A 17,360-nucleotide genomic window follows, 5' to 3' on the forward strand; every position below is an offset into this window, starting at 1 on the left:
GGTCACTGGTCGCCTACGACCACTGACCAGGGCACACATTTCCCATCAACGATCTAGGCCTTGTCCGGCGGGGACCTCCCGTCGCGAGCGGCCCCGAACTGCACACCCGCAGCTCCGGTTCCGGCACCCGGGCGGGGAAGGACCCGGCCGACACACCCGGGGCCCCCGCATCGCGCAGGCCCCGACCGCCTACCCTCGTGTCCACCGTCGTCGCCGACCCCCGGGGGAGACCGTGACCGGCCGTGGAGAACGAGGCGAACGGACGCGCGGGACACGCTGGTCCCTGATCGTCCCAGTCAAGCATCTCGCCCGTGCGAAGTCGCGCCTGGCCCGTGCCACAGGCCCCCGCAGGGCCGAGCTGGCGCTGGCGATCGCCTGCGACACGGTGGCAGCTGTGTTGGAGTGCCCGACCGTGGAGCGGGTGCTCGTGGTCACCGACGACCCCCGGGCCGGTGCGGCCCTGGAAGGCCTGGGCGCGCTCGTGGTCGCCGGCGAGCCCGGGACCGGGCTCAACCCGGCCTTGGAGCACGGGGAATCGGCCGCAGGGCCCCTGGCGCCGGGTACGGGCCTGTGCGCGCTCTCCGCCGACCTGCCCGCGCTACGGCCGGCCGAGTTGGCGACGGTACTGCGTGCGGCTCAGCGGTACGGGCGTTCGTTCCTGCCGGACTCCCCCGGGGTGGGTACCACACTGTTGGCGGCCACCGCGGGCTCGTGTCTGCTGCCGGCCTTCGAGGGGGCCTCGCGCGCCCGCCACCTGCGTTCGGGGGCACGAGAGCTGCGGGTTGCCGGAGCGGGATCGGTGCGCAGGGACGTCGACACCCCTCAGGACCTGTGGGACGCCCGTGAACTGGGGCTGGGCCCGCGCACGCGGCGGCTGCTGGCGGAACTGGAGGGGCCCGGACACGACTCCGCCCGGGTGCCCTCGTGAGGCGACCCGGGCGGTGGCAGTCCTTCGCCGTGGGGCGGAGGGACTACTTCTTGTCCCCGTTGACCAGAGCCTTGAAATCGGCACCGGCACGGAACTTCGGGACGAAGCTGGCCGGAACATTGATCGTGGCGCCGGTGGCGGGGTTCCGCGCCGTACGTGCAGCGCGCTCGGACTTCTCGAAAACACCGAAGCCGGTGATGGCGACCTTGTCGCCGGAGGCCACGGTGGTCTGAATGGTCTCGAGCACAGCGTTGACCGCTTCGGTCGCGGTCTTCTTGTCTCCGAGACGATCGGAGATCGCGTCGATCAGGTCACGCTTGTTCATAAGGTTCCTCCGGTTCCCCCTTGCTCGCACGAAATTAGGGGAAGCAGAGGCCTTTACACAAATACAAACGCCCCGGGAGAAGGCGTGTCGAGGCCTTCCCGACCTGCACGGTCACTCCCTGTTGACAGTGGAACGCGCCCGGTACCCTCACCGGAGAGCCCCCTTTTATGCCCTTCTGGGAGCCCCAAATGCCTACGTATAACCGGATTCCGGGCTCCCGGGAGCGCGAAGACGGGGACTTTGGAGTAGTGACCGGCTACTCACTCCAAGTAAAGGTAAAATCTTTTGCGGATCGGCGTGCCGTGGGCCACAGAGCACGTGATCGCCGCACCAGGAGGTGATCCAGCACCCGGCGCCGCCCCCTTCTCCCCTCACTCCGGTCACTGTCCGAAAACAGTCGGATCAGGCTTTTCCTCACCATGTGTGACCACCCCCGGGACGACGACGGGGCACCCCGGAACAGTGCTCCGGCGATGCCCCGCGGACCTTCGGACGGGTCAGAGAGTGACCGGCGCCCAGGGCTTGCGCCCGGACTCGAACTCGGCGATCTCGTCGGTGTGGCGCAGGGTCAGGGCGATGTCGTCCAGCCCCTCCAGCAGACGCCAGCGCGTGTAGTCGTCCAGTTCGAAGGACTCGTGCACGCCGGGGGCGCGCACCTCGCGCTCGACCAGGTCGACGGTGATCTCGGTGCTCGGGTCCTCCTCCACGGTCCGCCACAGGTGTTCGACGACCTCCTGCGGCAACAGCACGGTCAGCAGACCGCCCTTGAGCGAGTTCCCGCGGAAGATGTCGGCGAAGCGGGACGAGAGCACGACCCGGAAGCCGTAGTCCTGCAGGGCCCACACGGCGTGCTCCCGGGAGGATCCCGTACCGAAGTCGGGCCCCGCGATCAGGACGGTCGAGCCCGCGTACTCGGGGCGGTTGAGGACGAAGTCGTCCTCCTTGCGCCACTCCGCGAACAGGCCGTCCTCGAACCCGGTGCGGCTGACGCGCTTGAGGTAGACGGCGGGGATGATCTGGTCCGTGTCGACGTTGCTCGCGCGCAGCGGCATCGCCCGACCGGTGTGGACGTCGAACTTGTCCATGTCGATGGTCTCCTGTTGGTTCTGGGGCCTGCGCTCGGTGCACCGCGCCTCGGCCCGCGGTTCGAGGGCTTCGCCGGCCCTGCCTACTGGGCCAGGTCGGCGGGTGAGGACAACGTCCCGCGCACGGCGGTGGCGGCGGCGACCAGGGGCGAGACCAGGTGAGTGCGCCCGCCGCGGCCCTGACGTCCCTCGAAGTTGCGGTTGGAGGTCGAAGCACTCCGCTCACCGGGAGCGAGCTGGTCGGGGTTCATGCCCAGACACATGGAACAGCCGGCCTCGCGCCACTCGGCACCGGCCTCCTCGAAGACGGCCCCCAGGCCCTCCTGGTTGGCCTCCTCCTTGACCCGCATCGAACCGGGCACGACGAGCATCCGCACGCCGTCAGCGACCTTGCGCCCGCGCATGACCTCCGCAGCCGCACGCAGGTCCTCGATGCGGCCGTTGGTGCAGGAACCGAGGAAGACGGTGTCCACGGCCACCTCGCGCATGGGGGTTCCGGCCCTCAGGTCCATGTAGTCCAGGGCCTTCTCGGCGGCGGCGCGCGCGGAGCTGTCCTCGAAGGAGGCCGGGTCGGGCACGGAGCCGTCCAACGGCACGCCCTGGCCGGGGTTGGTGCCCCAGGTGACGAAGGGGCTGATCTCGTCCGCGTGCAGGACGACCTCGGCGTCGAACTCGGCGCCCTCGTCGGTGGCCAGGCTCTTCCAGTACTCGACGGCGTCGTCGAAGTCAGCGCCCTGCGGGGCGTGCGAGCGGCCCCGGATGTAGTCGAAGGTGGTCCGGTCGGGCGCGATCATGCCCGCGCGGGCACCGGCCTCGATGGACATGTTGCACACGGTCATCCGGGCTTCCATCGACAGCGATTCGATGGCCTCGCCGCGGTACTCGATGACGTAACCCTGTCCGCCGCCGGTACCGATGCGGGCGATGACGGCGAGGATGATGTCCTTGGAGCTCACCCCCGGGTCGAGCTGCCCGTCCACGGTCACGGCCATGGTCCTGAAGGGCTCCATGGGCAGGGTCTGGGTGGCCAGCACGTGCTCGACCTGGCTGGTGCCGATGCCGAAGGCCAGGGCACCGAAGGCCCCGTGGGTGCTGGTGTGGCTGTCGCCGCAGACCACGGTCGTGCCGGGCTGGGTGAGGCCGAGCTGGGGGCCGACCACGTGCACGACGCCCTGGTCGATGTCGCCCATGGGGTGCAGACGCACGCCGAAGTCCGAGCAGTTCTTGCGCAACGTCTCGACCTGCTTGCGCGAGACCGGGTCGGCGATGGGCGCGAGGAGGTTCTGCGTGGGGACGTTGTGGTCCTCGGTGGCGATGGTGAGGTCGGGACGGCGCACGGAGCGGCCGGCCAGACGCAGCCCTTCGAAAGCCTGCGGGCTGGTCACCTCGTGCACGAGGTGGAGGTCGATGTAGAGCAGGTCGGGCTCGCCGTCGGCGCGTCGGACGACGTGCTCCTGCCAGACCTTCTCGGCCATCGTGCGTGCCATGGTCGATCGCCTCTCTCGCGTTCGGTTTCGCGGCTGCTCCTGTCGGGGCCACCTCGAGTACTGGAGGCCTGACTTGCGTTTCATATTTCGAGACGGCAATATCAAGCCATGGACAACTCTAGCTCATCCAGCGGCGTCGGTGTCCTGGACAAGACGATGTCGGTCCTCGACGCCCTGGAATCGGGGCCCGCCTCCCTGGCCCAGTTGGTGCAGATCACGGGTCTGGCCCGCCCGACCGCCCACCGTCTGGCCGTGGCACTGGAGCGCCACCGCATGGTCACGCGCGACAGTCAGGGGCGATTTGTCCTGGGTCCGCGCCTGGGCGAGCTCTCGATCGCCACCGGCGAGGACCGCCTGCTCGCGGTCGCCGCCCCCGTACTGGTCCAGTTGCGGGACCTGACCGGGGAGAGCGCCCAGCTCTACCGCCGCCAGGGCGATCTGCGCGTGTGCGTGTCCGCCTCCGAACGCAGCAGCGGCCTGCGCGACACCGTGCCCGTGGGCAGCGAACTCCCCATGAACGCCGGGTCGGCCGCCCAGGTGCTGCTGGCATGGGAGGACTCCGACCGGATCCGCCGCTCCCTCGTCGGCGCCCGCTTCACCGCCGCGAGCCTGGCCCAGGTGCGCCGACGCCGGTGGGCCCAGAGCGTCGCAGAACGCGAGCAGGGCGTGGCCTCGGTATCGGCGCCCGTGTCCGGCCCCGGCGGCCGTGTGATCGCCGCTGTGTCGGTCTCGGGCCCCATCGAGCGCCTGACCCGCTCCCCCGGCCGTATGCATTCACAGGCCGTGATGTCGGCCGCGGAGAAGATCAGCGAGTCGCTGCACAACTACGAGGGCACGTACTGACCGTCACCCGGCCCCTCACCGTCGGCACCGGGGGCGGCCCCGCGTGGAGGCCGCCCCCGGTGCCGTACCGACCGTCCGTGTCGGGACCAGCAGTCACGCTTCGTGGTCCCGGAACCGCATTCGAGGTCCGGAGCGCACCGGGTAAATCAGAACGCGAAGGAACATTCCTTCTTTTCGTTTTGTCCCGCACATTGCGTACCGCCCTTCTTTCTCTCGGACAGAACACACGAAGCGTGCCCGGCGAGCGCCCGATCAACGTTTCCGGCCGCCGTTCGCACAGAAGGGGCGGTGTTCCCGGCGCCTGTGTGGAGAGGACGTCCGGGGCCGGACGGAGGAGACGGCCGGATCGGCCCGGCACGCCGGGGTGCTGGGGCGCTGTCGGGGGAGGCAGGGCCGAGCACGGACACAAAAAAAGCCCCGCCCGATGGACGGAGCCTGCGTTTGGTACCCCCGAGCGGATTCGAACCGCCGTTACCGCCTTGAGAGGGCGGCGTCCTGGGCCACTAGACGACGGGGGCCCTGAGTTCGCCGTGTGACGACCGGTGAGTCATCATACCCGGTCGAACCGGACATCGACGCTGTGCGTCGATCGAGACAAGAAAACTCCCACGCTTTGGGAGCCACCCTTGCTCTCTGTACCCCCGAGCGGATTCGAACCGCCGTTACCGCCTTGAGAGGGCGGCGTCCTGGGCCACTAGACGACGGGGGCTTCATCCGGAGCCGTGGGCTCCGCGTTCGCATCACTCGAGCTCGGCCCGGGCGGTGGAACTTGCTGGGGTACCAGGACTCGAACCTAGACTAAGTGAACCAGAATCACTCGTGCTGCCGATTACACCATACCCCAGTGCTTTCGGGGGCCGGTCCGCTTCCGCTTCCCTGTCCCCCTCGGCGACGTCCCCAACTCTAGCGGACTTTCGGAGTGCTCGCGAACTGAATCCGGGGAGGCCGGCTGTGGCCCCGGCCACCCCGCGCCGATCAGCCCTCGGAGAGGTCTGCCTCGGCCTCCTCCGCACGTGCTTTCGCCAGGGCCGAAGCCACACGGGCGACCGTGCGCTCACGGCCCAGGAGCTCCAGGGACTCGAACAGCGGCAGCCCCACGGTCCGCCCCGTCACAGCCACCCGCACGGGCGCCTGCGCCTTGCCGAGCTTGAGGCCCAGCTCCGCGCCGGCCTCCTCCGTGGCTGCCTTGAGGGTGTCGGTCTCCCAGGACAGCGACTCGTCGGAGAAACGCTCCAGGGCGGCCTCGAGCATCGGCGTACCGATACCGGGCTTCATCGCCTTCTTCCAGCTCTTCTCCTCCGTCTCGGGCTCGTCGAGGAAGAGGAAGTCGACGTTGGGCACGATCTCCGAGAGCACGGCCACACGGCTCTGCGCGAGCGGGGCCACCTGCGCGAAGACGTCGCGGTCGAAGTTCTCCGGGGGCCAGGGGGCCTCCTCACCGGTCATCGTCACCCACGGCTCGCAACGCTCGATGAAGTCGGCGGTCTCCAGGGAACGGATGTAGTCGCCGTTGAACGCACGCAGCTTCTTCTCGTCGAAGAAGGCGCTGGAGCTGTTGACGTCGGCGATGTCGAAGAGCGGCACCATCTCCGACCACGGCATGATCTCGCGGTCGTCACCGGGGGCCCAGCCCAGCAGCATGAGGTAGTTGACCATCGCCTCCGGGAGGAAACCCTCCTCCTGGTAGGACTCCAGGGCGACCTTGTCACGGCGCTTGGACAGCTTCTTGCGCTGTTCGTTGACGATGACGGGCAGGTGCGCCCACACCGGCGGCTGCAGCCCCAACGCCTCCCACAGCAGCTGCTGCTTGGGGGTGTTGGACAGGTGCTCCTCACCGCGGATGACGTGCGTGATGCGCATCTCGACGTCGTCGACGACGTTGGCGAGCACGAACAGGGGACTGCCGTCGGCGCGTGCGATCACGAAGTCCTCGATGGAGGCGTGATCGAACTCCACCCGGCCGCGGATGCGGTCGTCGACGACGGTGGGACCCTCGTCCGGCACACGGAAACGCAGAGCCCGGCCGGGGCCCGGCTCCAGACCGCGGTCGCGGCAGAAACCGTCGTAGCCCAGGTTCGGGTTGTCGCGCCGTTCCTGGACCTGCTCACGGGTGCAGTCGCAGTAGTAGGCGCGCCCCTTGGTGTGGAGCTCCTGAGCGGTCTCACGGTGCTTGCCGGCGTACTCGGACTGGAAGTAGGGGCCCTCGAAGGCCGGGTCCTCGGCGCTGATGCCCAACCAGGACATGGCACGCACGATGCCGTCGGTCCATTCGGGCTTGTTGCGGGCGGCATCGGTGTCCTCCACACGCAACACCATCCGGCCGCCGGGGCTCTGCTGGGCGAGGGCCCAGTTGAAGAGCGCGGACCGGGCTCCACCGACGTGGAACATGCCTGTGGGGGACGGGGCGAAGCGGGTACGAATCGAAGTCTCAGTCACGGGCCCCAGGGTATCCGTGCTCCCCGGTCACCTGGGGTGTCCCGCTTCAGGGGGAGATCGGCAGCGGGCGCGGGTACCCCGGTCCGATCTCGTAACCGCGGGAGAGGACGTCGGCGAAAGCCGCGGCGATCTTGAGCTCACCGTCGGCGTTGGGGTGGGTGCCGTCGTAGGTGTCGGCGGAGGCCTCCCACTTCTCCTTGTTGGCCACGTCGAGGCTGATGACGGGCGAGGTCCGGGTGGACATGTCCTGGGCCACCTCCCGCACGAGCTCGTTGTAGGCGTACACACGCAGGGCGAAGCCTTCGTCGGAGTCGGCGAGCGCGATCGGCACCACTTCTGCCAGCACCACGCGCAGGTTCGGGTTGCCCGAACGTGCGGCCTCGACGTACCCCCTCAGGTTCTCCTCCATCTCCTCCATGGAGACCGGCCACAGCAGGTCGTTGACGCCGAGCATGGCGCACAGCACGTCCGGCTGATAGGTGCGTACCTCCTCCCCGATGGAGGCGGAGGCGTCGCGCAGGGTACGGCCCCACAGGGCGTTGTGCTCCTGGTCGAAGTCGGGGTCCTCGTACTCGGCCTCGCCGGGAGGGGCACCGCCCGGCCCGTCGGAGCCGCCGGTGTCCCCCTCCCCGGGGGAAGGGGCCTCCTCGCCGGGTCCCGTGCCGTCCGGGGGCGAGGGGGCGCCGGTGGACCCGGGAGAGGGCGCCACGGGGTCCTCCCCCTCGGTGGTGGGCACCGGCAGGATCATGTCCGGGGACGCCGGATCGCTGTAGGGGCCCACGAACTCGAGGCCGTCCACGTGCGGGGACAGATGGTTCCACAGGTGGTAGCGCCAGGTGCGGTCGCCGTCGGCGCCCTGGGTCATGGAGTCGCCGGAGAGCATGATCCGCCGGGGTTCGCTCACGGGGCGCTCCTCCGCTTCGTTCTGGGGGGCGCCGCTGTCGGCGCTGGTCGTCACCCAGTATCCGACAGCACCGACGATCAGTAGCACAAGCGCGACGGCTCCGCCGACCAGGAGCGGGCCGGTGCGGCGCTGGGGTCTGTTCATCCGTGTGGTGGGTGCCTACCTCGCGTGCGAGGCATAGGGGAGAGCACCCGTCTCCTTTCTCGGTTGCCCTAGGGGGAGTGCACCGGTTCGGAGGAGGCCCCGTGCGGAGGGACCGCGGAAGGCCGAAGGCACGGGGCGGCCGCGGCGGGCCACCCCGTTCTCCTGGGTCAGTCGCGGGAGACCACACGGTTGTCGATGGAACCCAGGCCCTCGATCGAGACCGAGACCTCCTGTCCCTCACGGACCGGGCCGACGCCGGCGGGGGTGCCGGTGAGCACCACGTCGCCGGGCAGCAGGGTCATGAAGGACGACACGTGGGAGACGATCTCCGGGATGTCGTGGATGAGCTGCGAGGTACGCCCCTCCTGCCTGACCTCACCGTCGACGGTGGTGGTCAGGGCGAGGTCCTGGGCCTCCTCGATGCTCAGCCCGGTGGTGATCCACGGGCCCAGCGGGCAGAAGGAGTCGAACCCCTTGGCGCGGGTCCACTGCTTGTCCTTCTTCTGCAGGTCGCGGGCGGTGATGTCGTTGGCGACGGTGTAACCGAAGATGACGTCCTTGACCCGCTCCCGGGGCACCTCGCGGCACGGACGGGAGATGACGAGGGCGAGCTCGCCCTCGTAGTCGACCTGTTCGGAGACCGACGGGTGGAAGACGGGGTCCTGCGGCCCCGTCACGGCGGTGGAGGGTTTGAGGAAGACGACCGGTTCGTCGGTGGACTCCCCGGTGACGTTCTTCATCTCTTCGACGTGGTCGGTGTAGTTCTTGCCGATGCAGACCACTTTGGTGGGAAGCACCGGTGAAAGCAGTCGGACGTCGGTGAGCTTGGCCCGCTCCCCCGCCAGCTTGACCTCACCCAGCAAGGGGTGACCGCTCAAACGGGAGACGTAGTCCTCCCCCGTGTCCGAATCGGCCTCCACCAGACCGAAACCGACGTCGTCCCCAGACGCGAAGCGTGCGATGCGCACCCGTTGCCTCCCAATTGATCGCTTGCTGTTGCAGGGTATCCGGGTGCGGTGAACGGTACGCGAGGGTATTCGGTTCCGTTCGGGCCCCTGGTGGTGCGTCCTGGCCGTGGTTCGAGCGCGACTCTGGCATGCTTGGGTCCGTCTTCCTACTTCGAGAGGTCCAGGTACGTGCCCACCAAGCGCCCCAGGCACCGCCGCCGGCGTCGCTACCCCACAGGGATCGCGCTCGGTCTGTGTGTCGTGTCCGGGGCCGCGGCCGTGTTGATGGTCAGCGTGCCGGAGGACTCCGACGGCCCCCCGGTGGCCGACCCGTCGGGTTCGCCCGCGAGCGACGGCGTCCCCGACGGTGACCGCCGGCACGGGACCGAGGAGCAGAGCTCGTCGCCGACCGCGCCGGAGGAGGACGAGGAGAACCCGCTCCTGCGTTCCGTCGAGGAAGAGGTCGACACCGCCGACGGCGACATCGAGACGGTCCCCGGTGAGAGCGAGGTCATGGGCGAAGGTCCGTTGACGACCTTCGCCGTCGAGGTGGAGCAGGGTCTGCCCGGTTCGGAGGAGGACTTCGCCGGGGCGGTCGAGACGATCCTCGGCGATCCCCGCAGCTGGCGGGAGGACGGTGAACGCTCCCTGCAACGCGTCGACGACGCCGGCGACGCCGACGTGCGCGTGCTGCTGGCCGCGCCCGACACCGTCGACGAGCTCTGTGCCCCTCTGAGCACCAACGGCTATGTCTCCTGTGCCCAGGGGAGCCGGGCCATCATCAACCAGAACCGTTGGGTCTCCGGTGTCGACCACTTCGACGGCGACCTGGAGACCTATCGCATCTACCTCATCAACCACGAGGTGGGGCACACTTTCGGCCACGGCCACGTGGACTGCCCGGAGAAGGGCGCCCCCGCCCCGGTGATGCAGCAGCAGACCCTCGGCCTGCAGGGGTGCGAGCCCAGCGGGTGGGTCGACCTCGAGGGGTGAGCCCGCTCTCCGCTCTCCCGTCCGTGCGGCCGTGTGCGACCACTACTGTCCTGGGCGGTACAGGACCGTCCTGGGCAACTGCCGTCCGTCCCGACGTGCAGCGTTCGGTGCCCTGGGTGCCGTTGCCGTGACCACGTCCCTGGCAGCCTGCGGAGGCCCCGACGGGGGCGAGGAGGGCCGACGAGCGCCCGAACCCCCGCCCCCGGCACCACAAGAAACCCCGCTCCCTCAGCCCCGGACCACCCCGAACCATCTCGCCACGGCAAGACCGCCCAACCCCTGTCTCCCCCGGCACAGCAAGCCCCGTCCCCGTCCGAGGGCAAGAGCCCACCGGACAGAACCGGCCCGGCGCACGGGATCGACGCGCGGCCGGGCCGGTTCCGTGCGGAGGGTCAGACCTGGGGATAGCCCTGGCGCAGGAGCCCGTAGGTGACGGCCTGCTCCAGCGCCACCCAGGAGGCGTCGACGACGTTGGGCCCCGCGCCCACTGTCGTCCACTCCCCTACCCCGTCACTGAAGGTGATGAGGATGCGGGTGATGGCGTTGGTGCCCGAAGTGCCCTCGAGGATGCGGACCTTGTAGTCGGTCAGTTCCAGGCCGGCCAGCGCGGTGAAGACGTTCTCCATCGAGTTGCGCAGGGCGCGGTCCAGGGCGTTGACGGGGCCGTTGCCCTCTGCGGTGGCGATGATGCGCTCGCCCTTGACGGAGAGCTTCACGGTCGCCTCGGTCAGGCTCTCGTCGGCGCCGTCCGGCAGCCCCGCGCCCGAGGAGGGGCGGCGTTCGGTGATGACACGCCAGGACTCGGTCTCGAAGTAGCGCACCGGGCGGCCCATCTCCTCGAGCATGAGCAGTTCCAGGGAGGCGTCGGCGGCCTCGAAGCTGTACCCGGACAGCTCCAGTTCCTTGACCCGCTCGACGACTCGTCCTGAGGCCGCCCGGTCATCGGACAGGTCCAGCCCCAGCTCCTGGGCCTTGAGTTCGACGGAGGCGCGCCCGGCCATGTCGGAGACGAGCATGCGCATACGGTTGCCGACCAGCTCGGGTTCGGTGTGCTGGTACAGGTCCGGGTCGACCTTGATCGCGGAGGCGTGCAGCCCGGCCTTGTGCGCGAAGGCGGAGACCCCCACGTAGGGCTGGTGGGTGTCGGGTGCCAGGTTGACCAGGTCGGCGATGGCGTGGGCGACGCGGGTCATCTCCTCCAGGCAGCCTTCGGGCAGCACATCGCGTTCCTGTTTGAGGGCGAGGGCTCCGACCACGGAGAAGAGGTTGGCGTTGCCCACGCGCTCGCCGTACCCGTTGGCGGTGCACTGCACGTGGGTGGCGCCGGCGTCGACGGCGGCGAGGGTGTTGGCGACCGCGCAGCCGGTGTCGTCCTGGGCGTGGATGCCCAGTCGTGCGCCGGTGGCTTCTGCGACCTCGGCCACGACGCGGGTGATGTCGGTGGGGAGCATGCCGCCGTTGGTGTCGCACAGAACGACGACGTCGGCTCCGGCACCGGCGGCGGCGCGGACGACGTCGAGTGCGTGTTCGGGGTCGTGGTGGTAGCCGTCGAAGAAGTGCTCGCAGTCGACGAAGACCCGCTGCCGGTGTTCGCGCAGGTACTCGACGGTGTCGGCGATCATGGCGAGGTTCTCGTCCGGGGTCGTGCGCAGGGCGCGCTCGACGTGCCGGCTGTCGCTCTTGGCGACGAGGGTGACGACCGGGGCGCCGCTGTCACGCAGGGCGGCCACCTGGGGGTCGTCGGCCGCCCGGACACCGGCGCGGCGGGTCGCGCCGAACGCGGTGAGCCGGGCGTGCTTCAGCGTCAGCTCTTGTCGGGCACGCTGGAAGAACTCGGTGTCCTTGGGGTTGGCCCCCGGCCACCCTCCCTCGATGAAGGCGACCCCGAAGTCGTCGAGCAGCTTCGCGATGGCCAGCTTGTCCGAGACACGGAGGTTGATGCCCTCGCGCTGGGCGCCGTCGCGCAGCGTGGTGTCGAAGACGTGGAAACTGTCGTCCCTCATGGGTGGTTACTCCCGAAGGTGGATTCTGTGGTGTGGCCGACCACCCTCGCCAACAAAAAAGACCCCTCGTGGACACGAGAGGTCAGCGCGCCGGCGGGGTCCGAATCGTCAGCCGGCGCGCCTCACGATAATGAGAACCTGAGACGGCATGTTTTCAGTGTGCCACATGCTCTCGGGCTGCCGGCCCATCAGAGGCAGATGTCTCACCTGCTGAAACGCGAACCACCCGGGTCCGGTGGCCCCGGACGCCGGGTGGCGCTGTGTGCCGGTGCGGGGGCGGCTGCGCGGCGCCCCGCCTCACCCGCTGCCGCTCACTGGAAGCGGGTGATCCAGCCGTGCTCGTCGGGCCGCTTGCCGGTCTGCAGGCCGACCAGTTCCTCGCGCAGGCGCATGGTGACCGGGCCGGGTTCGCCGTCGCCGATGGCGAACCCGCCCTCGTCGCTCTTGACGAAACCGACCGGTGTGACGACCGCGGCGGTCCCGCACGCGAAGACCTCGGTCATCTCGCCGGACTCGGCGGCGCGGCGCCACTCGTCGATGGACAGCGGCTCCTCCTCGACGGGCAGTCCCAGGTCGGGGGCGAGGGTGAGGAGGGAGTCGCGGGTGATGCCGGGCAGGAGCGTTCCGGTGAGCGGCGGGGTGCGCAGTTTCGCGTTCTCGCCCGAGCCGAACACGAACCACAGGTTCATGCCGCCCATCTCCTCGACCCAGCGGTGCTCGTGGGCGTCGAGCCAGACGACCTGGTCACAGCCCTTCTCGACCGCCTGCGACTGGGCGAGGAAGCTCGCGGCGTAGTTGCCGGCGAACTTGGCCGCACCGGTCCCGCCGGGGGCGGCGCGGGTGAAGTCCTTGGACAGCCACACGGTGACGGGCTGGACGCCGCCCGAGAAGTAGGAGCCGACCGGCGAGGCGATCAGCATGAACAGGTAGCTGCGGGAGGGATGGTTGACGCCGAGGCCGACGTCCGTCGCGATCATGAACGGGCGCAGGTAGAGGCTGAAGTACTCCTTGTCGGGGACCCAGTCACCGTCGTGTTCCAGCAGCACCTCGATGGACCTGGTGAACAGGTCCTCGGGCAGCGCGGGCATGGCCATGCGCTCGGCGCTGCGGTTGAAACGGGCGGCGTTGGCCTCGGGGCGGAAGGAGGAGAGGCTGCCGTCGGGGTGGCGGTAGGCCTTGAGACCTTCGAAGATCTCCTGGGCGTAGTGGAGGGCGGCGGTGGCCGGGTCGAGGGCGAGGGGCCCGTAGGGCTCGAGTTTCGCGTCGTGCCAGCCCTGGCCCTCGGTGTAGCGGATGGTGACCATGTGGTCGGTGAATACCTGGCCGAACCCGGGATTCTCCAGCAGCTGTGCCCGCTCTTCCGGGGTCTTCCGGTCGGCGGAGAGCTGGATGTCGAACGTCAACCCGCTTGTGGTGGCGTCGTTGTTCATGCGTAGATCCTCTCGGGTACATCGGGCCGGCAGCGCTGCCGGCCTGAGATCCAGTCTGTCGGATGAGCTCACCCGGTGCCAGGGTCGATGTTTCGCGCGACGCCCGGTTCAGGGACATACGAAGCACCGACAGGCGCGCTCGGTTCCCGGGCGCGCCTGTCGACTCCCACGTCGGTGGCCGTGTGGTGCCGCCGGGCCACGCCCTTCGGGTGGCGGCCGGGCGGTCGGGTGGTGCCTAGCCCTGCTCGGCCACCCGTGCGGCGAGGTCGTCGCCGATACGGGAGGTGGAACGCTCCTCGTCGCCGCGGGTCCTGAGGTCGGCGGCGACGGCGTTCTCGACCTTGCGTGCGGCCTCGGGCATGCCCAGGTGCTCCAGCATGGTCGCGGCCGAGAGCACGGTGGCGGTGGGGTCGGCCTTGCCCTGGCCGGCGATGTCGGGGGCCGAGCCGTGCACGGGCTCGAACATGCTGGGGAAGGTGCGGTCGGGGTTGACGTTCCCGCTCGCGGCCAGGCCGATGCCGCCGGTGATGGCGGCGCCGATGTCGGTGATGATGTCGCCGAAGAGGTTGTCGGTGACGACCACGTCGAACCGTCCGGGCTGGTCGACGAAGAACATCGATGCGGCGTCGACGTGGCAGTAGTTCACGGACACCTGCGGGTACTCGGCGGCGACCTCCTTGAGTACGCGCTGGTAGAGGTCGCCGGCGAAGGTGAGGACGTTGTCCTTGTGCACCAGGGTCAGCTTCCGGCGGGGGCGCTCGGCCGCCTTGGCGAAGGCGTAGCGGATGAGGCGTTCCACGCCCACGCGGGTGTTGACGCTGTCCTGGGTGGCGATCTCGTTGGGGGTGCCCTTGCGCAGCACACCGCCCGCACCCGCGTAGGGCCCCTCGGTCCCTTCGCGCACCACGAGCATGTCGATGTCCTCGGGGGCCACCCCCGCCAGCGGGGTGCGCACTCCGGGGAACAGGCGCACGGGGCGCAGGTTGACGTAGTGGTCGAAGTCGAAGCGGAGCTTGAGCAGCAGTCCGCGTTCCAGGACACCGCTGGGCACGGAGGGGTCGCCGACCGCACCGAGGTAGATGGCTTCCTGCTGGGCGAGCTCGGACTCGACCGATTCGGGCAGGGTCTCACCGGTGCGGTGCCACAGCTCGGCGCCGAGTTCGTACTCGGTGGTCTCGAACGCCAGGTCGTGCTGGGCCGCAACGGTGTCGAGCACCTTGAGGCCCTCGCCGACGACCTCGGGTCCGATCCCGTCGCCGGGGATGACGGCCAGTTTCACGGTGCGCGCTGCCATACGGACTGCCTAACTCGGACTCGATCCCATCTCACCTGATGAGATCCGAATGAACACTGAATGAGACAACCCTACCGCCTCACCCGCACGCCCGCGCCCTCGGCCCGCATCCGACCTGGGAACGGCCCCCGGACGCGACGGGCCCGCACCCCGGGATGAGGAACGGGGGGCGGGCCGGACGCGGCGCGGCGTCAGTCGCGGCGGTTGATGGCCTCCTGCAGGGCGCGCTGCAGCTCGTCGTCGGCGGGGTGGTCGGCCGTCTGGTACATGGCAGTCTCCAGGATCGCGAGGCCACCGGCACCTGCGAGGGTCCGGTGTTGCGTGTTGGAAGGACCGCGGGGCCCGATCCGTGGGCGTCGCGGCAGAAACGCGGGCGACAGTGTCCGCGAACAAGGAGCTCAGCACCTCGGCGGGTTCGGCCGGGGTCGCCCCGGACCTCCGGTTCGAGGCACGCGGGGCACCGGGCGGCGGGACCGGGATCCGAAAGCCGGACGCCGCAGACTCCTACTAGGACGACAGACTATCGGATGTCCAACTATGTAACCAGAAGATCTCACTATGTGATACGCACGATCGGAAATCGCAGGTCACGACAGAAAGAACGCGGACCCCGAAGGGCCCGCGTTCAACCGGTCGACGTCACGTGGCCGCCCCGGCCGCCTCCGTCCGCACCACCGGCTCGGCCCCGCTGTCCCGGACCGGGGTCAGAACCCCCTCGCCGGCCCTCTCCGCCTCGGTCGGCCGTTGCGGCTCCGGGACCTCTTCCCTGGGCCCCTCGTGCCCGGGACCGTGTGTACGGGACAGGAACCCGGCCGCGTGCGACAGACGCTCCAGCAGCTCGTCCATGCGGGCCTCCACCTCCTCACGGTCGTCGGCGGCGAGCTCACCGCACTCCAGCCCCTGCCCGTCGATACTCATACGCCAGCTCCACACCTCCCGGCGCAGCCGGACCAGGTTCCGGGCCAGGTACACGACCGCGGCCAGGAGGGCCCCGTACACGGACAGTTCCGCCGCCTGCCACGGCCCGAGCGACCCGCGGAACAGGGGCAGGGCCACCGCTGCGAGCCCCGCCAGGAAGAGCGTCGGCGGCACCAGGGAAAAATGCGTTCGCAACAAATGCACGAGTCCTCCTCGATCCTCTCCCGGTCCTTCAGCGAGGACCGGATCCGCGGCCCAGGACCAACCGGGCAGCGCGCCCGCGCGTGAGCGCACGGATCCGGCGTTCCCAGCGCTGCGCGTCCTCCTTCAGAGCCCTGGACTCACGGCGGGCCTGCCGGGTGCGCTCGTCCCCCTCCCGGGGCCAGGGCGGGGCTTCCTCCACCACCGAGTGCGATTCCGCCGTACACGCGTTCCACGGCGGTGCCGTACCCCCGAGCCCCGCACCGGTCAGGCGCGCACGGGCGAGAGCGGCGGTACGTTCCCAACGCAGCTCGCCCCGTTTCCCGCACGGGACGGTCAGGAGCCCGGCCGCGCGTTCGTCGGCGGCGGCCGCCAGGGTGCTGAGCGCGTCGGGGGCCAGTTCGACCCCGGCCGGCAGCCAGAGACGGAAAGGCACCTCGGGCCCGGGTTCGGAAGTATGGTCCGCAAAACCCACGCGCGGTTCGTACCGGTAGAGCTCGCGCAGCAGCCGGACGGTCCCGGCCGTGGCGCGGTCCCGCGCGCCCCAGGGTCCCACGAGGGTGAGGACCAGGTCGGCGTCGTTGCTGTTGAGCAGGCTGTCGGCGGTGATGCGGACCTCTTCGGCGCTCACGTGGAAGGCGTCGACGACCACGTCCGTGAAGGGCACCTCCCACAGGCGTGCGGGCCGGGCCCGCCGTGCCGGGTGCCAGGGCACACGGTGTTCCAGTTCGGGGTCGCGGTCCGGGAGCGGGGGTTCGTCCGGGCCGTCGGTGCGGGCCTTCACGGTGGTTCCGGTGTCCTTCTCGGCCGGGTCCACCAGTTCGGTGCGCGGTCCCGGGACCAGAACAGCACCGAACTGGAGCATGCGGTGCAGGAGCTCCTCGGGCGCCCGTGTGTCGGCGACCCCGACCTCGGCGAGCAGGGCACGCGGGTGCGAGGCCGGTGCCTTCGGGTACACGTCCCGCAGCCGGTCGGGCCTCGGGCCGCCGGTGCCGGACTCGACCGTGGCCCGTCCCACGGCGACGGCGGCGTGTTCTGCCAGGTGGGCGCGTACGTGGCCGTCGACCTCGCTGCGCCGGGGCACGGTGCCGGGCCGGGCCAGCAGCACCACGTCACCCCCGGCCTCCGCCAGCCCCGCGCGGGCGAGCTCCCAGAGCCGGGCCGGGCCGGGCACCGTCAGGACCCGCTGTCCGGGCGGTTCGGGGTCGGTCGACGGCACTGTGGTGCACAGCAGGACGTCGAGGTCCCCGTCCGGACCGATGCGTTCCCGTACCCGCCCCATCACGTGCTCGAGCTCGCCCTCGTCGCCGGTGCCGGACGCGTCCGGCACCGGGATCACCACGGTCGCCCCGGGCCGGGGCCCCAGGGGCGGCAGCAGACCGTCCGCCCGTACCTCACGGTTCGCTGTCACGGCCACTCCCC

At 70.0% G+C, this 17,360-nt stretch carries 14 protein-coding genes and 3 tRNA genes; 3 read left to right on the forward strand and 14 right to left on the reverse strand.

The features are described from left to right. Window positions 1–232: 232 nt before the first annotated feature. Window positions 233–928 carry a 2-phospho-L-lactate guanylyltransferase gene (gene cofC, locus D456_RS0114695; RefSeq protein WP_017576945.1) on the forward strand — a complete coding sequence of 232 codons (696 nt, stop codon included), beginning with the start codon at window positions 233–235 and terminating at the stop codon, window positions 926–928. Window positions 929–971: 43 nt separating this feature from the next. Here cofC and D456_RS0114700 read toward each other — a convergent pair whose 3' ends face one another. The 3 genes from D456_RS0114700 to leuC form a co-directional block, all read right to left on the reverse strand. Next, entirely contained in the window at window positions 972–1,253 is a 282-nt protein-coding gene (locus D456_RS0114700; protein ID WP_017576946.1) for an HU family DNA-binding protein, read from the reverse strand. A 497-nt stretch (window positions 1,254–1,750) separates the two neighbouring features. Beyond that, a complete protein-coding gene (gene leuD / locus D456_RS0114705; protein WP_017576947.1) occupies window positions 1,751–2,338 on the reverse strand; it encodes a 3-isopropylmalate dehydratase small subunit in 588 nt (195 codons plus the stop codon). A gap of 83 nt (window positions 2,339–2,421) precedes the next feature. Beyond that, a complete protein-coding gene (gene leuC, locus D456_RS0114710) occupies window positions 2,422–3,825 on the reverse strand; it encodes a 3-isopropylmalate dehydratase large subunit (protein ID WP_017576948.1) in 1,404 nt (467 codons plus the stop codon). A 156-nt stretch (window positions 3,826–3,981) separates the two neighbouring features. Between leuC and D456_RS0114715 the strand changes: the two genes are divergently transcribed. After that, the gene (locus D456_RS0114715) at window positions 3,982–4,668 is read left to right on the forward strand and encodes an IclR family transcriptional regulator (RefSeq protein WP_017576949.1); all 687 of its coding nucleotides are present in this window, start codon (window positions 3,982–3,984) and stop codon (window positions 4,666–4,668) included. Window positions 4,669–5,110: 442 nt separating this feature from the next. Here D456_RS0114715 and D456_RS0114720 read toward each other — a convergent pair. The 6 genes from D456_RS0114720 to D456_RS0114745 form a co-directional block, all read right to left on the reverse strand. Continuing rightward, window positions 5,111–5,186, reverse strand: a tRNA-Glu gene (locus tag D456_RS0114720). Between the two features lie 118 nt (window positions 5,187–5,304). Continuing rightward, window positions 5,305–5,377: transfer RNA gene (locus D456_RS0114725), tRNA-Glu, on the reverse strand. Window positions 5,378–5,440: 63 nt separating this feature from the next. Beyond that, window positions 5,441–5,512 (reverse strand) — tRNA-Gln (locus D456_RS0114730). Window positions 5,513–5,643: 131 nt separating this feature from the next. Next, window positions 5,644–7,104, reverse strand: a complete 1,461-nt coding sequence (gene gltX / locus D456_RS0114735; protein WP_083904598.1) for a glutamate--tRNA ligase — start codon at window positions 7,102–7,104, stop codon at window positions 5,644–5,646. A 46-nt stretch (window positions 7,105–7,150) separates the two neighbouring features. Further along, window positions 7,151–8,152: a GDSL-type esterase/lipase family protein gene (locus D456_RS0114740; protein ID WP_017576951.1), complete on the reverse strand. Its 1,002-nt coding sequence runs from the start codon at window positions 8,150–8,152 to the stop codon at window positions 7,151–7,153. 167 nt (window positions 8,153–8,319) lie between these two features. Further along, complete coding sequence (locus D456_RS0114745; protein WP_017576952.1) at window positions 8,320–9,120, reverse strand: fumarylacetoacetate hydrolase family protein; 801 nt, start codon at window positions 9,118–9,120, stop codon at window positions 8,320–8,322. A 168-nt stretch (window positions 9,121–9,288) separates the two neighbouring features. On the opposite strand from D456_RS0114745, the gene D456_RS0114750 reads away from it, so the two are divergent. Next, complete coding sequence (locus D456_RS0114750) at window positions 9,289–10,092, forward strand: DUF3152 domain-containing protein (RefSeq protein ID WP_083904599.1); 804 nt, start codon at window positions 9,289–9,291, stop codon at window positions 10,090–10,092. Between the two features lie 392 nt (window positions 10,093–10,484). On the opposite strand, the gene cimA is transcribed toward D456_RS0114750, so the two are convergent. From cimA to D456_RS0114780, 5 genes are all read right to left on the reverse strand, one after another. Beyond that, window positions 10,485–12,095: a citramalate synthase gene (gene cimA / locus D456_RS0114755; protein WP_017576954.1), complete on the reverse strand. Its 1,611-nt coding sequence runs from the start codon at window positions 12,093–12,095 to the stop codon at window positions 10,485–10,487. A 311-nt stretch (window positions 12,096–12,406) separates the two neighbouring features. Beyond that, window positions 12,407–13,525, reverse strand: a complete 1,119-nt coding sequence (locus tag D456_RS0114760; protein WP_017576955.1) for a branched-chain amino acid aminotransferase — start codon at window positions 13,523–13,525, stop codon at window positions 12,407–12,409. Between the two features lie 235 nt (window positions 13,526–13,760). Continuing rightward, entirely contained in the window at window positions 13,761–14,819 is a 1,059-nt protein-coding gene (locus D456_RS0114765) for a 3-isopropylmalate dehydrogenase (RefSeq protein WP_017576956.1), read from the reverse strand. Between the two features lie 639 nt (window positions 14,820–15,458). Next, window positions 15,459–15,941: a hypothetical protein gene (locus D456_RS0114775; RefSeq protein ID WP_152442579.1), complete on the reverse strand. Its 483-nt coding sequence runs from the start codon at window positions 15,939–15,941 to the stop codon at window positions 15,459–15,461. 28 nt (window positions 15,942–15,969) lie between these two features. Beyond that, window positions 15,970–17,349 (reverse strand): hypothetical protein, encoded by a 1,380-nt coding sequence (locus tag D456_RS0114780; protein ID WP_239643846.1) that lies wholly within the window; start codon window positions 17,347–17,349, stop codon window positions 15,970–15,972. Between the last annotated feature and the right edge of the window lie 11 nt (window positions 17,350–17,360).

Source organism: Nocardiopsis kunsanensis DSM 44524 (assembly GCF_000340965.1).
Taxonomy (GTDB): domain Bacteria; phylum Actinomycetota; class Actinomycetes; order Streptosporangiales; family Streptosporangiaceae; genus Nocardiopsis; species Nocardiopsis kunsanensis.